The following is a 19,045-nucleotide window of genomic DNA, read 5'->3' as shown; positions in this document are numbered from 1 at the left end:
CCCCCGGTGCCCACCGGGGGGACGCACGGTTTCAGGCGGTGCGGTGCGCCTCCTCGGCGTGGACGGGGTGGGCGAAGGGCCGCCCCGCCGTGTAGCGGGCGAGTTCGTCGGCGGCGGCGGCCGCCATGCGGTGCAGCTCCCGGCCGAGCGAGCCGGCGACGTGCGGGGTGAGCACGACGTTGGGCAGGTCGTAGAGCGGGGAGTCGGCGGGCAGCACCTCGGGTTCGGTGACGTCGAGGACGGCGTCGAGCCGCCCGGTGACGAGCTCGCGCACCAGGGCGTCCTGGTCGACCAGGGAGCCGCGCGAGGTGTTGACCAGGGTGGCGCCGTCGCGCATCAGGGCGAGCCGGCGGCCGTCGATCAGGTGGTGGGTCTCCGGCAGTTCGGGGGCGTGGACGCTGACCACGTCACTCGCCGCGCACAGCTCGTCGAGGCCGACGGCACGGGCGCCGAGCCGGGCGGCCTCGGCGTCGTCCACGTAGGGGTCGTGCAGCAGCAGGTCCAGGTCGTGGGGGCGCAGCAGTTCGAGGACGCGGCGGCCGATCCGGGAGGCGCCGACGACGCCGACGGTGCGCCGGTAGTTGCCCGCGCCGGCGTAGGCGTACTGCCAGTCGTACGGGGCGCGCCGGGCGCGGTAGTCCTCGCGGATGTGCAGGAGCTGCTTGTTGGCGAGCAGTACGGCGGCGACGGTGTACTCGGCGACCGGTAGGGCGTTGGCCCAGGCGGCCGAGGTGACCTGGATGCCGCGCCGCCAGCAGGCCTCGGTGATGTGGTGCTTGACCGAGCCGGCGGCGTGGAGGACGGCGCGCAGCCGGGGGGCGGCGGCGAGCGCGGCCTCGTCGATCGGGGGGCAGCCCCAGCTGGAGACGATCACCTCGGCCCCGGCCAGGGCCTCGGCCGCCTCGGGGGTGGTGAAGTCGTCGAGGACGAGGGCCGGGTCGAGGTCGGCCAGCGCGGTGAGCCGGGCCAGGGTGTGGTCGTCGATCAGGCGGCCGGCGAGGTCCCGGTGCATGGCGAGCACGGCGCGGGGGCGGTGCGTCGCGGTGCCGTCCGGGGCCGGCGGCTGGTCGGGCATGGTGTTCCTCCGGTCGGGGGCGGCGTGGACGGTGGGGCTCACTTGACGCTCCCCGCGGTCAGGCCGGCCTTCCAGTGCCGCTGGAGCAGGACGAAGGCGAGGATCAGCGGGACGACGGCGAGCAGCGCGCCGGTCACCACCAGCGGGTAGTACTCGGGGAAGGCCCTGGTCTGGGCGTTCCAGGTGAACAGGCCGAGGCTGACCGGGAAGAGCTCGTTGTCGGAGAGCATCACCAGCGGCAGGAAGAAGTTGTTCCAGATCGCGGTGAACTGGAACAGCAGCACGGTGACGAAGCCCGGCATGACCATGCGCAGGCCGATCGACCAGAAGACGCGCAGTTCGCCGGCGCCGTCCATCCGGGCCGCCTCCAGCACCTCGCCGGGGATGTACCCGGCGCAGAAGACCCGGGAGAGGTAGACCCCGAAGGGGTTGACCAGGGAGGGCAGGAAGACGGCCCAGAAGGTGTTGACGATGCCGAGTTCGGAGGCGAGCAGGTACATCGGCAGGGCGAGCGCGGTGGTGGGCACCAGCACGCCGAGCAGGACCAGGCCGAAGAGCTTCTCCTTGCCGGGGAAGTCGTAGACGTGGAAGGCGTAGCCGGCGGCGACGCAGACCAGGGCGCACAGGACGGCGCCGAAGCCGGCGTAGAGCAGCGAGTTGAGGTACCAGCGGAAGTAGATGCCGTCACCGGTGGCGGCAAGGTCGCCGAGGTTCCTGCCGAGGTTGAAGTTGTCGGCGGTGAGGGCGTTCCCGCCGAGCAGGTCGGCGGTGTTCTTGGCGGCCGCGGTGAGCAGCCAGCCGAGCGGCAGCAGGGTGTAGGCCGTGGCCAGGACGAGGGCGCCGTTGACCGCGGTGCCGGAGAGGGTCCGGGGCCGTCGGCGGGCCCCGGGGGCGGGGGAGGTGCCCACGGTGTGACGTCCTTCCGGCGGGCGGAGCGGGAGCGGGCGGGTGGTGCTCACGCGGCGGCCTCCTTCCGCCGCTCGGAGCGGCCGCGGGTGGCCCGGGTGACGATGAAGGACAGGCCCGCGGCGGCGACGGCGAGCAGGACGGACGAGGCCGCGGCGAGCCCGGAGTCGCCCCGTTCGAAGGCGGCGGTGTAGGCGTACATGTTGGGGGTCCAGGTGGAGGTGACGCCCGGTGCGGTGTTGTGCAGGATCATCGGTTCGTTGAAGAGCTGGAGCGAGCCGATGACGGTGAACAGGGCGACCATGGCGAGCGAGGGCCGGATGAGCGGGATCTTGATGCTCAGGGCGGTGCGCAGCGGGCCGGCGCCGTCGACCACGGCGGCCTCCAGCACCTCGCGGGGGATCGCCTGGAGCGCGGCGTAGAAGATGACCATGTTGTAGCCGGTCCACTGCCACAGGGCCATGTTGACCACGGCGGGCAGCGGGTGGTCGAGCGGTGCGGGCTGGGTGCCGAGGGTTTCCAGGGCGTCGAGCACCGGGCTGATGCCGGGGGTGTAGAGGTACATCCAGATCAGCGCGGCGATGATGCCGGGGACGGCGTGCGGGATGAACAGGGCCAGCTGGAAGAACCGCTTGGCGCGGGTGAGCGCGGAGTCCAGCAGCAGGGCGAGGACCAGGGCGAGGCCGGTCATCAGCGGGATGTAGAGCAGGCAGTACTGGGCGATGGTCAGGAAGCCGTCGCGGAACGCCTCGTCCTGCAGGGCCCGGGTGTAGTTGCCGAGGCCGGTGAAGACGGTCTCGGTGCCGCCGAAGCCGAGGCCGGAGTGGTGCTCGGAGAAGAGGCTGAGGCGGACGGCGTAGCCGATCGGGATCAGCGTGCAGGCCGTGAAGAGCAGGAGGAACGGGGCGAGCAGGACGGCCGGGGCCCCGTACCGCCCGCGCCGCCTGACGGTGGCGGCGCGGGGGGCCTTGGTGCGGGAGGTCACTGGGCGACCTTCAGTCCGCGGTTCTTGAACTCGGCGAGGGTGGCCTGCTGGGCGGCGGTGAGCGCCTCGTCGATGGTGCCGCTCCTGCCGGCGACCTTGCCGAAGGAGTCCTTCAGCGAGCCGTTGGTGACGCCCATCGCCGGGCCCCAGCCCCAGCCCTGCTTGATGGACTTCGCCGCGTCCGTGTAGACGGCGTAGACGTCCTGGCCGCCGTAGAAGTCGGTGTTGAACGCCTGCTTGGCGACCGGCACGAGTTCGTTGGCCGCGGGGTAGGAGGAGGAGGTGCCGGAGGCGATGCGGGCCTTGATGCCGTCGGGGGTGGTGGTGGCCCAGGTGGCGAACTCGACGGCGGCCTTGGCCTTCTTGCTGTCCTTGGAGACGGCGAAGGTGGTGCCGCCGAGCATGCCGCTGGCGGGGCCGCCGTCCCAGCTCGGCACCGGGGCGACGGCCCACTTGCCGTTGACGTCGGGGGTGGTGCCGAGGTTGGCCTTGAGGACGCCGCCGCCCCACGAGGCGCCGAGGTAGCCGGCGGTCTCGCCCTTCTGCAGGGAGGCGGTCCACTGCTGGCTGAAGGAGGGCTGGACGCGGACGAGGTCCTCGTCGATCAGCTGCTGCCAGTACGCGGCGACCTTCTTGGTCTCCGGGCCGGTCAGGTCGGCCTTCCAGGCGTCACCGGCGGCGGTGAACAGCTTGGCGCCGTTCTGCCAGGCCATCGCCTCGAAGGTGGTCGGGTCGTCGGGGAAGAAGGTGGCGATCCGGGCGTCGGGCTGGGCGGCCTTGAGCTTCTGGGCGGCGGTGCGGAACTCCTCCCAGGTCCTCGGCACGGTGATGCCGGCCTTCTCGAAGAGGTCCTTGCGGTAGTAGAAGGCCTGCGGGGCGGCGTCCAGCGGCAGGGCCCAGGTCTTGCCGCCGAGCGTGGTGAGCTCGGTGGCCTGCGGCAGGTACTTGGCCTTGAGATCGGCCCCGACGAGCTTGCTGATGTCCTGGACGGCGCCCTGGCTGACGAAGTCCGGCAGCTGCGGGTACTCCACGTTGAAGACGTCGGGCGCGTTGCCGGCCTTGACGGCGTTGGAGAGCTTGGCGTAGCCGCCGGCGTTGCCCGCGGGGATCTCCTCGAAGGTGATCTGGATGTTCGGGTGGGAGGCGTTGAAGGCGGCCACGACCTCCTTGGTGCCCTTGGCCCAGCCCCAGAAGGTGAGGCTGACGGGCTTGCCGTCGTCGGCACTGGTCGAGCCGCCCCCGTCGCTGCCGCAGGCGGCGATCAGGGTCGCGCACAGCGCGGCGGCGGTGGCGGTGGCGGCGGCACGGAGGGCTCTGCGACGGGAGGGGGTTGAGCGCATGGCACGGCTCCTCAGGAGGGAGGTCACGGTTCCGCTGACGGGGTGGTCTGCCCGGTCCGGATGCGTGAGGGGGGTGGGGGGGCGACTGGCAGTCATCCTGAGCAGGGCGTCGATCGGAGTCAAGCCATTGGGATCGAATGATCTGATCCGATCGATCGGCCGATGCTGTCGCGGATCTCGATAGATGCCCGCTGAGCTGCGATAATGCTCTCCGTTGCCGCCGCGTTCCGGCAACATCACAATCTGATCAACTAGTTCATTTGATCCGATGGCCTTGACGAATGATCAGTCGGTTCCTAGATTCCGCCTCAGGAGCCACCGTCCGGGGGCCCACCCGCCCCCGGACCCACCGACGAAGGGCACCCCCCATGCCACTGCCCCCGGAGAACCGCCACCTCAGCCCCCACACCGGCTGGACCAGGGCCCACTGGGAGGCGGTGGCCGACGATCTCCTCACCGCCGTCCGCCCGTACGCGAGCCCCGGCCGGGCGCTGATCGACCTGCCCGGCGACCGCCCCAGCTGGTCGGGCCGGCGCTCCGACGCGCTGGAGGGCTACGCCCGCACCTTCCTGCCCGCCGCGCTGCGCATCGCCGGAGCCGGCGGCGCCGACCCGTACGGCCTGCTCGCGGACTACGCAGCGGGCCTGGACGCCGGCACCCGCACCCCCACGGCGGAACGCGACCTCGCCGACGGCGACCGCGAGTCCTGGCCCCTGATCACCGACCGCGGCCAGGCCATGGTCGAGGCCGCCTCCATCGCCTTCGCGCTGCGCCTGACCCGCCCGTGGCTCTGGGACCGCCTCGACGCCGGGGTGCGCGAGCGCGTCGGCCGCTGGCTCGCCGACGCCCTCCACCGCGCGCCCAACGACAACAACTGGGTGCTCTTCCCGCTCTCCGTCGGCGGCTTCCTCGCCGAGGCCGGCATCGAGGAGAAGGCCGCCCGCGAGGCCGTCCGCCGCGGCCTGGAGAAGATCGACCGCTGGTACCTCGGCGGCGGCTGGTACACCGACGGCCGCCCCCGCGCCTTCGACCACTACAACGGCTGGGCGCTGCACCTCTACCCCGTCCTGCACGCCCACCTCGCCGGTGACCACGCCCTGGTGGCGGAGTACGGCGAACGCCTCGCCGCCCACCTCGCCGACTACGCCCACACCTTCGGCGCCGACGGTGCCCCCGTCCACCAGGGCCGCTCCCTCACCTACCGCTTCGCCGCCGCCGCCCCCCTGTGGGCCGGTGCCCTCACCGGGCGCACCCCGCTCGACCCCGGCACCACCCGCCGCCTCGCCTCCGGTGCCCTGCGCCACTTCCTCGACCGCGGCGCCCTCGACGACCGCGGTCTGCTCACCCTCGGCTGGTACGGCCCCGAACCCCGCCTGGTCCAGCCGTACTCCGGCCCCGCCTCCCCCTACTGGGCGGGCAGCGGCCTCCTCGGCCTGCTGCTGCCGCCCGACCACCCGGTCTGGACGGAGCCCGAGCGGCCCGCCCCCAGCGAGATCCGGGACACCGTGCTCGCCCTGCGCGGTCCCGGCTGGCTGGTCCAGTCGACCGCCGCCGATGGCGTGGTCCGCCTGCACAACCACGGCAGCGACGACCAGCCCGCCGACACCGTCCAGCCCGACAACCCGCACTACGCCCGGCTCGCCCACTCCACGGTCACCGGCCCGGTGTTCGGCGGCCCCGCCGACAACCACCTCGCCCTCCTCGTCGACGGCGAACCCACCGAGCGCGGCCGGATCCTGCCGCTCGGCACCGGCCCCGGCTGGGCCGCGTCCCTCTCCCGCCCGCGTGCCGCCGGCCGCGAACTGCCCGGGGTCACCGTCACCTCGGTCACCCTGGCGCACGGCGCCGACGAGGTCCGCGTCCACCTGGTCACCGGCGCCGTGCCCGGAACCCCCGTCCGCGAAGGAGGCTGGGCCGTCGCCGGCCGGCAGACCGGGTCCGCACCGGGCTTCCCGGGCCTCGCCGCGGTCGTCCGTGCCGACGGGCGCCTCACCAGCGAACTCCACGCCCTGCACGGCTTCGCCGGGGCCGAAGCGCTGCCCGTGCCCGGCGGCACCGCGTACGGCCCCGAGGCCGCCCTGCCCCTGCTCACCGGCACCCTCCCCGACGGCCCGGCCCTGCTGGTCAGCGCGGCCAGGCTCACCGCCGACACCGCACTGCCCCCGCTCGACGCAGTCGAGGTGACCGTCCGGCCCGGCGGCACCTGGCAGGTGGAGCTCCACTGGCCGGACGGCAGGACCCACCGGGTGTCCATCGCACACGGCACGGTCGCCGTCGTCCGCGGCGGCTGAGCACCATGCCCCTCGCCCTCTCCACCCTCGGCCTCCCCGGCACCCCGCTCGACCGGGTCGTCGGCCTCGCCGCCGACCACGGCTGGCACGGTCTCGAACTGCGCTGCGCCTCCGACCAGCCGGCGCGCCTGCAGCTGGGCACCGCCGAACGTCACGCGACCGCCCGGCTGTTCACCCGCGCCGGGATCGTCCCGCTGACCCTCGCCTCGTACATCGGCGTCGCCGCACCGGGGCCGGACGGCCCGGTCGTCGCGGACCTGCTCGCCCACCTGCGGCTCGCCGCCGACCTCGGCTGCCGCAACCTGCGGGTCTTTCCCCACGGCGGGCCGGGCCCCGCGACCGCGGCGGACGCCCGGGCGGTCCACCGGCTCACCCAGGTGGCCCCGCAGGCGGCCCTGCTCGGCGTGCGGGTGCTGGTCGAGACCCACGACTCGCACCGCTCGGGCGCCGCCGTCGCCCGTCTGCTCGACCGGGTCGGCCACCCGGCGGCCGGCGCGCTCTGGGACCTGCTGCACACCTGGCTGGCCGGCGAGAGCCCGGCCGAGACCCACCGCGCCCTGGCGCCGCACCTGGGCTACGTCCAGGTCAAGGACGTCGCCTCGGCCGAGGACCTCACCCCGCTGGCCCTCGGCGCCGGCGTGCTGCCGATCGCGGACTGCCTGCGGTCCCTGCCGCGCAGCACCTGGATCGCCTGGGAGTACGAGGCGCCCTGGCACCCCCGGGCCGCCCCGCTGGCGCCGCAGTTGCGCGCGGGGGCCCGCCACCTGGCGGCGCTGCGCGCGTCCTGACGCGCGCGGCGAGTACGCAGGCGAGGGCCGGTGCGGGGGCATCCGCGCCGGCCCTCCCGGGCTTCCCGGCCCCGGGTGGTTCAGCCGCCGCAGGAGGTGCGCACCCGCAGGGCGGGCAGCAGGGTGACGCGGTGGACCGGCAGTTCGGGTCCGGCGGCCAGCCGGCGCACCAGCAGGTCGAAGGCGGCCTTGCCGACGGCGCGCTTGGGCGGGGCAACGGCGGTCAGCGGGGGAGCGGCCAGCGCGGCGAACACGTCGTCGTAGGCGATCAGCGCCACGTCCTCGGGGACCCGTAGCCCGCGCGCCCGCAGCACCGGGGGCAGCCGGATCGCGTCCTGGTCGTTGTGGACCAGGACCGCGCGGGTGCCCGCCGCGACGGCCTCGGCGATCCGGTCGGCCAGCAGGCCGGGGTCGGCCGGCGGACCCGCGGGCGAGAGCGTGTCGAGCACCGGCAGCGCGGGGAGCCCGAGCAGCCGGGTGGCCTCCGCGTACCCGGCCCGGACCTCCTCGGCCGTCCAGGAGTCGCCCCGGGCGGCCAGCAGGACGCTGTCGTGGCCGAGACCGGCGAAGTGCCGCAGGGCGCTGAGGACCCCGTGGCGGTGGTCGGAGCCGACCGCGTCCAGGTGCGCGCCGGGGCCGTCCGGCGTGGGCGAGCGGCGCTCCACCAGCACGGTGGGCACCGGGAGGGCGTCGAGCCAGGCGCAGCCCACCGGGTCCTGGCCCGGCAGCAGGCCGGGGGCGAGCAGCAGGCCCTCCGCCCCGGACTCCAGCAGCCGCTCGACCTGCACCCGGTCGTCGCCCGTGCCGTACGGGGCGAGGCCGAGGACCAGCCGTGCCCCGGCGGCGGTGGCCGCGGCCCGGGCCCCGGCGATGACCTCGTCGAAGTACGAGCCGACGGAGGGCACCAGCAGGCCGAGCGTGCGGTCGGCGGCGAGGGCGGCCCCGGTGCCGGGGGAGCGGTCGGGGCCCGGGCGGTCCAGCGAGACGAAGCCGTGCGAACGGCTCAGCCGGCCCGCGTCGGCCAGCAGCGCCACGTCCCGGCGGACGGTGACCGCGGGGATGCCCAGGCGGTCGGCGAGGTCCTTCAGGCGGACCTGGCCGCCGAGATCCCCGATCGCCGTCACGATGAGCCTGCGACGCTCTTCCCCCGAGATGGACATGCTGCCTCCAGCGATGGATCGGCTTCCGGACTGATCAAATATTATCGTTCGATCGAATTCTGATCAAGAGGTGTGGTCTATACCGATCGATTGACCGGCCGATCGGCGGGACCGTAGGGTACTGACCGGCGCTCGTCACCCCGCCCGTCACGGCCCGCACCGCGTTGCCGGCCACCGTCCCGGGCGCCCACCGGACACCCATCCCTCGCTCCCGACCGCCCACCGCGGAGGCACGCATGGCCGCTCCGGCCCCCCACCCCGCCCTGACCACCGACGGCGACACCTTCCTGCGGGCCGGACGCCCGCACCGGATCGTCTCCGCCGCCGTCCACTACTTCCGGATCCGCCCGGAACTCTGGCACGACCGGCTCACCCGGCTGCGCGCCATGGGTGTCAACACCGTCGAGACGTACGTCGCCTGGAACTTCCACCAACCTGCCCCCGGCACGGCCGACTTCACCGGCGACCGCGACCTCGCGGCCTTCGTCCGCACCGCCGGCGACCTCGGCCTCGACGTCATCGTCCGCCCCGGCCCCTACATCTGCGCCGAATGGGAGTTCGGCGGTCTGCCCGGCTGGCTGCTCGCCGACCCGGCCGTCCGGCTGCGCCGCGTCAACGCGCCCTACCTCGCCGCCGTCGACGCCTGGTTCGACCTGCTCGTCCCGGAACTGCTGCCGCTGCTCGCCTCCCGCGGCGGGCCGGTGGTCGCCGTGGCCGTGGAGAACGAGTACGGCAGCTACGGCAACGACACCGCCTACCTGGAACACCTGCGCGACGGTCTGGTCCGGCGCGGTGTGGACTGCCTGCTGTTCACCGCCGACGGCGCCGAGGACGGCTTCCAACTCGGCGGCCGGGTGCCGGGCCTGCTCACCACCGGCACCTTCGGTTCGCGCCCCGAGGAGGCGCTGGCCTGCCTGCGCCGCCACCAGCCGGTCGGCCCGCTGGTCGGCATGGAGTTCTGGTGCGGCTGGTTCGACCACTGGGGCGCGCCGCACCACCGGCGTGACCCCGAGGAGTGCGCGGACGTCCTGGACCGGCTGCTGACGGCCGGCGCCTCGGTCAACATCTACATGGGCCACGGCGGCACCAACTTCGGCTGGTGGAACGGCGCCAACCACGACGGCGAATCCTTCCAGCCGGACTCCACCAGCTACGACTACGACGCCCCGGTCGGCGAGGCCGGCGAGCTCACGGAGAAGTTCCACCTCTTCCGTCGGGTGATCGAGCGCCACCTCGGCCCCAACCCCCACCCCCTGCCGCCCGCGCCCGCCCGCCTCGCCCCGCAGAGCGTGCCGGTCACCGCGAGCGCCGACCTGCTCGCCTCCCTCGACGACCTCGCCACCGTCCACCACCGGCCCGAACCCGAGCCGATGGAGGCCTTCGGCCAGAACACCGGGCTCATCCACTACCGCACCCGTCTGCGCGGCCCGCTCGACCAGGGCGAACTGCGCGTCGACGGACTCGCCGACCGCGCCCAGGTCTTCCTCGACGGCGTACCGCTCGGCGTCCTCGACCGCGACGACCCCGACGCCGCCCTGCCCGTCAAGGTCCCGGCCGACGGCGCGGTGCTCGACCTGCTCGTCGAGAACATGGGCCGGATCAACTACGGCCCCCTGCTCCACGACCGCAAGGGCATCTCGGGCGGCGTCCGCGTCGACAAGCAGTACCAGTTCGGCTGGGAGATCCGGCCCCTGCCGCTGGACGACCCGACAGCTGCGCGCTTCACCGGGCCGGTCACCGCCGACGGGCCCGCCCTGCACCGCGCCGAACTCATCGTCGAGGAACCCGCCGACGGCTTCCTCGCCCTGCCCGGCTTCACCAAGGGCATGGTCTGGCTCAACGGCTTCGCCCTCGGCCGGTACTGGGAGCGCGGACCGCAGCGCACCCTCTACGCCCCGGCGCCGCTGTGGCGGGCCGGCGCCAACGAGATCGTGGTGCTGGAACTCCACCGCCCGGGCACCCGGATCGAGCTGCGGGAGGCCCCCGACCTCGGCCCGACGACGGCCGAGGAGATGCCCCAGGGGTGACCGCGCTCCCGGCGTGACCTCCTCGCCCGACCTGGCGCGGCCCCGACTCCCCGGCGGGCCGCGCCACGTCGTTGAGCCGCACCCGTCCCGTCGTACGCGTTCCGCCGTACCCGCTGTCGTGCCCGTTCCGTTCGGGTCCCGTTCCGTCGTGGCCCGTCGGCCGGGCGGCCGATCGGATACCGACCGATCGAAACCCGACCGAATGGTAGATTCCTGTCCGCCCGGCGGATTCCCGCGCCAGGGCGGCCAGCGGGCATGGGGAGTGAGATGTCGATCTCGGCCGACGAACGCCGTACCCGGATCCTCGACGAGGTCCGGAGCCTGGGCTCGGTGCGCGTGACGGACCTCGCCGAGCGCCTCGGCCTGCCCGCCGTCACCGTCCGCCGGGACGTCGCGGCGCTCGCCGACGCCGGCCTCGTCCGCCGCTCCCACGGCTCGGTCTCGGCCGCGACCGGGGCGACGCCCGCCACGGCCTCCGGGCCCGCCGGCCCCGGACCCTCCCTCGGCCTGCTCGTCCCGGCCGTCGGCCAGTACTTCGACGAGGTCATCGCGGGCGCGCGGGAGGCCGCCGGCGACGCCGGGTCCCACCTCGTCCTCGGCATCTCCTCCTACGACGCCAGCGCCGACCGGGTCCAGGTCGATCAGCTGCTGCGCTCGGGCGTGGAGGGACTGCTGCTCGCCCCCAACTGGACGCCGGCCGACAGCCCCGCCGACCAGGCCTGGGTGGAGGACCTCCCGGTCCCGGCCGTCCTGGTCGAACGCCGGCCCGCCCCCGGCAGCCCCGCGGCGGCCCTCGACTCCGTCTCCTCCGACCACCGCCACGGCGTGCTCCTCGCCCTGCGCCACCTGAGCGAGCTCGGCCACCGGCACATCGCCCTGGTCGCCCGCCGCGACACCTGGACCGCCCACGAGATCCGCCGCGGCTACGCGGAGGCGGTCGAACTGCTCGACCTGCGGGCGGAACCGGTGATCGACATCGTCACCCCCGTCGTGGACACCGCCACGGTGGCGCAGCGGCTGGCGGAGGCCCACGCCCGCGGGGTGCGGGCGGTCCTGGTGCACAACGACCAGGACGCCATCCAGCTGCTCCCGCTGCTGCGCTCGCACGGCCTCTCGGTGCCCGAGGACCTGGCCGTGGTCAGCTACGACGACGTCTTCGCCGCCCTCGGCGCGCCCGCGCTGACCGCGCTCGCGCCGCCGAAGCGGTCCGTCGGGGCGGAGGCGGTGGGGCTGCTCCTGCGCCGGCTCGGCAAGGGCGCCTTCCCGGTCCACCACCTACAGCTCCTGCCGGAGTTGGCGATCCGTGAGTCCTGCGGGGCGTCCGCGGCGGGCTGAGCCGGGCCGGGCCCGCGGACGGTTCAGTCGAGAAGGCCGCGGCGGGCCGCCTGCACCCCGGCCTGGAAGCGGGAGCGTGCACCCAGCTCGTCCATCACCCGTCGCATCCGGCGCTCGACCGTGCGCCGGGTGACGCCGAGCCTACGGGCGATCGCCTCGTCGGTGTGGCCTTCGGCCGCCAGCCGCAGCAACCGACCGTTCTGCGCGGACGGTTCCGCGGCCGGGCGGGCGGCGGGCCGCAGTGGCGTGCCGCGCTCCCACAGGGACTCGAACAGGGCCGCCATGGCGTCGAGCAGCGGGGAGGGTGCCAGGACGGCGAGGCCCTGCCGCCGCCCCGGGAGGCCGACCGGCACCAGGGCGGTCGTGCGGTCGGCGACCAGGAGGGCCAGCGGGAGGGCGTCGACGGTCCGGGCGCGTTCGCCGTGGCGCGCGAGGCCGTGGGCGAGGTCGAGCCGGCCGGCGGCGGCCAGCGAGGCGCGGTCGTAGACGGTCCGGTAGCGCACCCCGTGGGCCATCCGGTCCAGCTGCACCTCCTTCTGCCGGACCGCCGCACCGGCGGTGCCGAGCGGGTGGTCCAGGACCAGCACCTCCTCCCGGGCGGCGCTCTGCGCCTGAAGGAGGTGCCGGGCCGCGTCCGCGCCGCCGGGGACGATCCGGACGACGGGTCCGCGTGCGCCGGCGCCCGTCCGCCAGAGCGTGTCGAGCTGCCGGGCGGCGAGGCGCGCCCGGTCGACGTCCTGCTGCCGGGGCCGGGCCAGCGCCTCGATCGCGAGCTCGGGCGGCGCGGGGCGGTAGCGGACCGGTCGGCCGGTGGTACGGGTCAGCATCCCGCGGCCTTCCAGGGAGCGGAGCCGGCGGCGGATCCGGGAGGGGCCGTCGCCGGTGGCCTCCGCGAGCTCGGCCAGCGTCCCGTCGGGTCGGCCCAGCAGTTCCCGGTACAGCGCCTCCTCGGCGGCCGGGACACCGAGTGCGTCCAGCATCGCCCTGCTCCTCTCGTCGCCGTCGTCCCGCAGTCGCGGGGACATGAGATCGCGGGTGTGGGCGGGGCCGTGTTTCACGGCGATGACTGGTTGGTAAATCGTGAGCGGTCATGTGTGAAATGAACCCAGAGGATTGTTGTAGTCTGTTGGAAACCGTTGGGGCATTGCGAGGGGCCCGGCCGGCGTGCCGGAAGCGCCCTCCTGCGCCCCGTTGCGTGGCGGGTCTCCCCAAGCCTCCGCGTCGGGCGGAGGCCGCCCCGTCATGGCGGTGATGCGGTGCGACGAAAGAGGGTCGACGCTCCGCGATCCCCGGGCCGGTGTGCAGGGACATCCTCGGACATCTCCGCACACCGGCCCGGCACGGCCTCATGGAAAGCGCTTTCCCGCAGCGCCTTCCCGTAGCGCCCTCGCTCATGGCTCCCGTGGGGCCGGTGCCCGTCAGCTCCGCTCGGGCCCGCCCGCCGGGCCCGTGCTGCCGCGTGCGACCAGCGCCACGCCGAGCGGGGCCTGCCGGGCCGGCCGCGCGCCGTCGGCGATCAGCTGGACGGCGCGTTCCCCGGCCTCCTCCAGTGGCAGCCGGACGGTGGTCAGTGAGGGTCTCAGGTCCACCGCGAAGGGCACGTCGTCGAACCCGATGACCGAGACGTCCTCGGGGACGGCCCGCCCGAGGTCGTCCTGGAGCGCCGTCAGCACCCCGGCGGCCATGACGTCGCTGAGGGCGAGCACCGCCGTGACGCCGGGCTCGGCGGCGAACAGCCCGAGCGTCGCGTCCCGGCCCCCGGACCGGGTGAACTCGCCGAACACCACCCGGCTGTCCGGGAGTTCACCCCCGAGCCGGTGCCAGGCCGTACGGATCCCGGCCAGCCGCTGATGGATGGTCAGCAGGTCGCGCGGGCCCGCGACCACGCCGATGCGCCGGTGGCCGAGCCGCCACAGCTCGGTGGCCGCGATCTCGGCGCCGCCGCCGTTGTCGAGCGGGACGGACGGTTCGATGCCGCGCCCGCCGATGCAGGTGACCTGTCCGCCGTCCGCCCGGAACGCGTCCAGCTCGGCGGCGAACCGCCCGGTGAGGTCCGGGTCGGTGACCCCGCTGCCGGCGACCACCAGGGCGCGTGCCCGCTGGGCGCGCAGGCCACGGACGTACTCGATCTCCAGCTCGGGGTCGCCGAAGGTCGCCGCGATCATGATCATCAGTCGGTGCCGCTTGGCGGCCCGCATGGCTCCGGCGGCGATGGCCGCGAAGTACGGGTCCGCGATGTCGTGCACGATCAGGCCGACCACGGAGGTCGAGGAACGGGCGAGGGCCTGCGCCGGGGCGTTGGAGACGTAGCCGAGCTCGCGCGCGGACCCCTCGACCTTGTGGCGCAGCTCCTCGCCCACGGTCCGGGGGCCGCCGTGGAGCACCCGGGAGGCCGTGGCGATCGAGACCCCCGCGTGCTCGGCGACGCGCTGGAGGGTCACGGCTCCGGTGGAGCGCTTGGCGCGACTGGTTGACCTCGGGTTCGGCATGCTCGTACCGTACATCTCGGTAAGCGCTTACCAACAATCTCCCCGCTGCTCACAGACCCCTAAGGACCCACCATGTCCCGCAAAGTCGTCGGCATCGTCATGAACGGCGTCACCGGCCGGATGGGCTACCGCCAGCACCTCGTCCGCTCGATCCTGGCCATCCGCGAGCAGGGCGGCCTGCCGCTCGGCGACGGCGAGGTGCTCTGGCCCGAGCCGATCCTGGTCGGCCGCAGCGCCCACAAGCTCAAGGAGCTCGCCGACCGCCACGGCCTCGACCACTGGACCACCTCGCTGGACGAGGCCCTCGCCCACCCGCTCGCCGAGATCTACTTCGACGCCCAGGTCACCACCGCCCGCGAGGCCGCGCTGCGCACCGCCATCGCGGCCGGAAAGCACATCTACACCGAGAAGCCCACCGCCGAGTCGCTGGCCTCCGCCATCGAGCTCGCCGCCCTCGCCCGGGAGGCCGGGGTGTGCAACGGCGCGGTCCAGGACAAGCTCTTCCTGCCCGGCCTGCTCAAGCTCAAGCGGCTCGTCGACGGCGGCTTCTTCGGCCGGATCCTCTCCGTGCGCGGCGAGTTCGGCTACTGGGTCTTCGAGGGCGACTGGCAGGACGCCCAGCGCCCGTCCTGGAACTACCGCGCCCAGGACGGCGGCGGCATGATCCTCGACATGTTCCCGCACTGGCGCTACGTGCTGGACAACCTCATCGCCCCCGTCCGCTCCGTCTACGCCCACACCGCCACCCACATCCCCGCCCGGGTCGACGAGCAGGGCCGCCCGTACGAGGCCACCGCCGACGACGCCGCCTACGGCATCTTCGAGCTGGAGGGCGGCGTCACCGCGCAGATCAACTCCTCCTGGGCAGTACGGGTCGACCGCGACGAACTCGTCGAGTTCCAGGTCGACGGCACCGAGGGCAGCGCGGTGGCCGGACTGCGCAACTGCCGCTTCCAGCACCGCGCCGCCACCCCCAAGCCGGTCTGGAACCCGGACCTTCCGGTCACCGAGTCCTTCCGCGACCAGTGGCAGCAGGTGCCGGACAACGGGGACTTCGACAACGGCTTCAAGATCCAGTGGGAGCTGTTCCTGCGCCACGTGGTGACCGGATCGGACTACCACTGGGACCTCCTGGAGGGCGCCAAGGGCGTCCAGCTCGCCGAACTCGGCCTGCGCTCCGCCCGCGAGGGACGCCGCGTCGCCGTCCCCGACCTGACGCTCTGACTCCCGGCCCGCCCCGCCCCGAAGCGATTGTGATGACACCTTGACCGACATCGACCTGCCCGGCCACGGCCGCCACCGGATGTCCGAACCCCTCCGGCTGCCCGCCTCCCCGGCCCCGGCGACCTCCCGGGTCGCCTACGCCGCCGCCCACGTCGTCGCCGACCCGCTCGGCGACAACGCCCCCGGCGCGCCCGCCGCCGTCGACTGGGACGCCACCCTCGCCTTCCGCCGCCACCTGTGGTCCCTCGGCCTCGGCATCGCCGACGCCATGGACACCGCCCAGCGCGGCATGGGCCTCGACTGGAGCGCCACCCGCGAGCTGATCACCCGCTCCGGCGCCGAGGCCCGCGCCACCGGGGGACTGCTCGCCTGCGGCGTGGGCACCGACCAGCTCGCCCCCGGCCCGCACGGACCGGACGCCATCGCCGCCGCCTACCAGGAGCAGCTCGCCGTCGTCGAGGACGCCGGTGCCCAGCCGATCCTGATGGCCAGCCGCGCCCTGGCCGCCTCCGCCCGAGGCGCCGACGACTACCTGCGGGTCTACGGCGACCTGATCACCCAGTCCGAGCGACCGGTCATCCTGCACTGGCTGGGCGAGATGTTCGACCCCGCCCTCGCCGGCTACTGGGGTTCCGGCGACCTCGACGCCGCCACCGCCACCGTGCTCGACCTGATCAAGGAGCACGGCGACCGGATCGACGGCATCAAGGTCTCCCTGCTCGACGCCGGCCGCGAGATCGCACTGCGCCGCGCCCTGCCCGAAGGCGTCCGCCTCTACACCGGCGACGACTTCCACTACCCCGAGCTGATCCGCGGCGACGAACTCGGCCACAGCGACGCCCTGCTGGGCGTCTTCGACCCGATCGCCCCGGTCGCCGCCGCCGCGCTGCGCGCCCTGGACGAGGGCGACCTCGACCGGTACGACGCGTTGTTCGCGCCGACCCTGCCGCTGGCCCGGCACCTGTTCGCCGCGCCGACCTTCCACTACAAGACCGGGGTGGTCTTCCTCGCCTGGCTCGCCGGGCACCAGGAGCACTTCACCATGGTCGGCGGCGCGCAGAGCGGCCGCTCCGTGCCCCACCTCGTGGAGCTGTTCCGCCTCGCCGACGCCGCCGGCGTGCTGCCCGACCCGGAGCGCGCGGCCGACCGGATGCGGCGCCTCCTCGCCGTCGCGGCGCCGACCGGCTGAGCCCGTACGCGTACCGGTACCCGCACCCGTACGTGACCGTGGTGGCCGCCCCCCGTCGGGCGGGCGGCCACCACGGCCCGCACCCCGAACTCCCCGCCCGAATCTCCCTGCCCGAACCTCCCCGCCCGAAAGGAGCCCGGCACCGTGACCGGACTCGACCGCCTGTCGCTCAACCAGATCACCACCAAGCGGTGGAGCCTCCCGGAGGCCGTCCGGGGCTGTGTGGACGCCGGCATCCCGGCGATCGGCCTGTGGCGGGACAAGGTCGCCGAGACCGGCCTCGCCCGCTCCGCCAAGCTCTGCCGCGACGCCGGACTCGCCGTCAGCACCCTGTGCCGAGGCGGCTTCCTCACCGCGGCCGGCCCCGACGAGCGGCGCGCCGCCCTCGCCGACAACCTCCAGGCCATCGAGGAGGCCGCCGAACTCGGCACCGACACCCTGGTGATGGTCGTCGGAGGCCTGCCCGAGGGCAGCCGCGACCTCGCCGGGGCCCGGCGGTCCGTCGCCGACATGATCGCCGAACTCGCGCCCCACGCCGGTGACTTCGGCGTACGGCTGGCCCTGGAGCCGCTGCACCCGATGTTCTGCGCCGACCGCGCCGTCCTCTCCACCCTCGGCCAGGCCCTCGACCTCGCCGGGCCCCACCCCGCCTCCCAGGTCGGCGTCGTCGTCGACAGCTACCACGTCTGGTGGGACCCGCAGCTCGACGAGCAGATCGAGCGCGCCGGACACGAGGGCCGCATCGCCTCCTACCAGGTCTGCGACTGGACCCTGCCGCTGCCCGCCGACGCGTTCCTCGGCCGCGGCCACGTCGGCGACGGCCACATCGACTTCCGCACCCTCACCGACCGGGTCACCGCCGCCGGCTACACCGGCTGGATCGAGGTCGAGATCTTCAACGAGCGGATCTGGGACACCCCCGGCGAGCAGACCCTGCGCACCATGACCGAGCGCCACCTCACCCACGTGGCCGGCTCGTGAGGATCCTCCTCGCCCCCGACTCCTTCAAGGGCACCGTCACCGCCACCGACGCCGCCCGCGCCCTCGCCGACGGCTGGCGCTCGGTACGGCCCGGCGACGAACTGGTGACGCTCCCGATGGCCGACGGCGGCGAGGGCACCCTCGACGCGGTTGCCGCCGCCCGGCCCGGGACCACCGTGCACGAGGTGCCCGGCTGCACCGGACCGGACGGCCGGCCCGTCACCGGCCGCTACGCCCTGCTCCCGGACGGCGCCGCCCTGGTCGAACTCGCCACCGCCAGCGGCCTGCCCCTGATGGACGGACGTCTCGCCCCGCTCAGCGCCACCACCCGGGGCACCGGCGAGGCCATCGCCGCCGCCCTCGACGCGGGAGCCACCGCGCTGACCGTCGCCCTCGGTGGCTCCGCCTCCACCGACGGCGGCGCCGGGCTGCTCTGCGCCCTGGGACTGCGCGTCCGCGGCCGCTCCGGGGCCGGACTCCCCGACGGCGGCGGCGCGCTCGTCACCGCCGGCAGCGTGGACCTGACCGGGCTGCGCCCCGCCCCGGCGGGCGGTGTCCGGCTGCTGACCGACGTCACCAACCCGCTGCTCGGCCCCGCCGGCGCCGCGGCCGTGTACGGCCCGCAGAAGGGGGCCGGCCAGGCCGAGGCCGCCCTGCTGGAACGCGGGCTGAGCCGCTTCGCCGAACTGCTGGGCGGCGACCCGTCCCAGCCGGGCGCGGGCGCGGCCGGCGGTACGGCCTACGGCCTGGTGGCCGCCTGGGGCGCCCGGATCGCGCCCGGGGCGGCCGCCGTCGCCGACCTGCTCGGGCTGGACGCGGCCCTCGCCGGCGCGGACCTCGTGGTCACCGGCGAGGGCCGCTTCGACGCCACCAGCCTGCTCGGCAAGGCCGTCGGCGAGGTGATCGCGCGGGCTGAGCGGGCCGCCGTCCCGGTCCGGGTGGTCGCCGGCGACTCCACCGACGGGCGGGCGCTCACCCTGGTCTCACTCGCCGGCGACGCCGACGACGCCCAACGGCGCGCCGCCCACTGGCTCTTCCGCGCCGGCGCCGACCTGGCCCGTACGCCCGCACCCGTCCCGGGCTGAGCCCTTCCGGCCTCCGGCCCGGCCACCACGAGAGCCGCGCGCCACCCGCCGGGTGCCGCGCGGCCTTCGTGGTTACCCAGGTGGGCGGCGCGGAGTTCAAGCCCCGGGCCGACCCCAAACCGTCCTCGCCATGGGCCAGCACAATAGCCCCGATTAAAAAAACCACAGGC

15 protein-coding genes are annotated in these 19,045 nt (G+C 74.6%); 8 read left to right on the top strand and 7 right to left on the bottom strand.

What is annotated here, in order from left to right; translation table 11 throughout:
• Window positions 1-31 precede the first annotated feature (31 nt).
• The 4 genes from ACWEQL_RS32420 to ACWEQL_RS32405 form a co-directional block, all read right to left on the bottom strand.
• Window positions 32-1,012 (bottom strand): hydroxyacid dehydrogenase, encoded by a 981-nt coding sequence (locus ACWEQL_RS32420; protein ID WP_452153938.1) that lies wholly within the window; start codon window positions 1,010-1,012, stop codon window positions 32-34.
• 101 nt (window positions 1,013-1,113) lie between these two features.
• Window positions 1,114-1,983: a carbohydrate ABC transporter permease gene (locus ACWEQL_RS32415; protein ID WP_452153937.1), complete on the bottom strand. Its 870-nt coding sequence runs from the start codon at window positions 1,981-1,983 to the stop codon at window positions 1,114-1,116.
• A 47-nt stretch (window positions 1,984-2,030) separates the two neighbouring features.
• Window positions 2,031-2,966, bottom strand: coding sequence for a carbohydrate ABC transporter permease (locus ACWEQL_RS32410; RefSeq protein WP_452153935.1), 936 nt, complete (start codon window positions 2,964-2,966; stop codon window positions 2,031-2,033).
• On the bottom strand, window positions 2,963-4,306 hold the full coding sequence (locus ACWEQL_RS32405) for an ABC transporter substrate-binding protein (protein ID WP_452153934.1): 1,344 nt from the start codon (window positions 4,304-4,306) through the stop codon (window positions 2,963-2,965). The genes ACWEQL_RS32410 and ACWEQL_RS32405 overlap by 4 nt, the downstream gene beginning before the upstream one ends.
• 368 nt (window positions 4,307-4,674) lie before the next feature.
• On the opposite strand from ACWEQL_RS32405, the gene ACWEQL_RS32400 reads away from it, so the two are divergent.
• The gene (locus tag ACWEQL_RS32400; RefSeq protein ID WP_452153933.1) at window positions 4,675-6,597 is read left to right on the top strand and encodes a DUF2264 domain-containing protein; all 1,923 of its coding nucleotides are present in this window, start codon (window positions 4,675-4,677) and stop codon (window positions 6,595-6,597) included.
• Between the two features lie 5 nt (window positions 6,598-6,602).
• Window positions 6,603-7,385, top strand: coding sequence for a sugar phosphate isomerase/epimerase family protein (locus ACWEQL_RS32395; protein WP_452153932.1), 783 nt, complete (start codon window positions 6,603-6,605; stop codon window positions 7,383-7,385).
• Between the two features lie 80 nt (window positions 7,386-7,465).
• Here the strand turns inward: ACWEQL_RS32395 and ACWEQL_RS32390 are convergent, their stop codons facing one another.
• The gene (locus ACWEQL_RS32390) at window positions 7,466-8,545 is read right to left on the bottom strand and encodes a substrate-binding domain-containing protein (protein WP_452153931.1); all 1,080 of its coding nucleotides are present in this window, start codon (window positions 8,543-8,545) and stop codon (window positions 7,466-7,468) included.
• A 236-nt stretch (window positions 8,546-8,781) separates the two neighbouring features.
• Between ACWEQL_RS32390 and ACWEQL_RS32385 the strand changes: the two genes are divergently transcribed.
• Entirely contained in the window at window positions 8,782-10,572 is a 1,791-nt protein-coding gene (locus ACWEQL_RS32385) for a glycoside hydrolase family 35 protein (protein WP_452153930.1), read from the top strand.
• 267 nt (window positions 10,573-10,839) lie between these two features.
• Window positions 10,840-11,907, top strand: a complete 1,068-nt coding sequence (locus tag ACWEQL_RS32380; protein ID WP_452153929.1) for a substrate-binding domain-containing protein — start codon at window positions 10,840-10,842, stop codon at window positions 11,905-11,907.
• A 23-nt stretch (window positions 11,908-11,930) separates the two neighbouring features.
• Here ACWEQL_RS32380 and ACWEQL_RS32375 read toward each other — a convergent pair whose 3' ends face one another.
• Both ACWEQL_RS32375 and ACWEQL_RS32370 read right to left on the bottom strand, forming a co-directional pair.
• Entirely contained in the window at window positions 11,931-12,887 is a 957-nt protein-coding gene (locus tag ACWEQL_RS32375; protein ID WP_452153928.1) for a helix-turn-helix domain-containing protein, read from the bottom strand.
• 438 nt (window positions 12,888-13,325) lie between these two features.
• Window positions 13,326-14,396: a LacI family DNA-binding transcriptional regulator gene (locus ACWEQL_RS32370; protein ID WP_452153927.1), complete on the bottom strand. Its 1,071-nt coding sequence runs from the start codon at window positions 14,394-14,396 to the stop codon at window positions 13,326-13,328.
• A 72-nt stretch (window positions 14,397-14,468) separates the two neighbouring features.
• Between ACWEQL_RS32370 and ACWEQL_RS32365 the strand changes: the two genes are divergently transcribed.
• The 4 genes from ACWEQL_RS32365 to ACWEQL_RS32350 all read left to right on the top strand — a co-directional run bounded on the left by ACWEQL_RS32365 (window position 14,469) and on the right by ACWEQL_RS32350 (window position 18,875).
• The gene (locus ACWEQL_RS32365) at window positions 14,469-15,620 is read left to right on the top strand and encodes a Gfo/Idh/MocA family protein (protein WP_452153926.1); all 1,152 of its coding nucleotides are present in this window, start codon (window positions 14,469-14,471) and stop codon (window positions 15,618-15,620) included.
• Between the two features lie 79 nt (window positions 15,621-15,699).
• Window positions 15,700-16,809 carry a dihydrodipicolinate synthase family protein gene (locus tag ACWEQL_RS32360; RefSeq protein ID WP_452153936.1) on the top strand — a complete coding sequence of 370 codons (1,110 nt, stop codon included), beginning with the start codon at window positions 15,700-15,702 and terminating at the stop codon, window positions 16,807-16,809.
• 144 nt (window positions 16,810-16,953) lie between these two features.
• Window positions 16,954-17,790 (top strand): sugar phosphate isomerase/epimerase family protein, encoded by an 837-nt coding sequence (locus tag ACWEQL_RS32355; RefSeq protein ID WP_452153925.1) that lies wholly within the window; start codon window positions 16,954-16,956, stop codon window positions 17,788-17,790.
• Window positions 17,787-18,875: a glycerate kinase gene (locus tag ACWEQL_RS32350; RefSeq protein ID WP_452153924.1), complete on the top strand. Its 1,089-nt coding sequence runs from the start codon at window positions 17,787-17,789 to the stop codon at window positions 18,873-18,875. The genes ACWEQL_RS32355 and ACWEQL_RS32350 overlap by 4 nt, the downstream gene beginning before the upstream one ends.
• Window positions 18,876-19,045 lie beyond the last annotated feature (170 nt).

The sequence above is a fragment of the Kitasatospora sp. NPDC004240 genome, from assembly GCF_053603215.1.
This window is presented reverse-complemented; position numbering and strand designations above follow the sequence as displayed.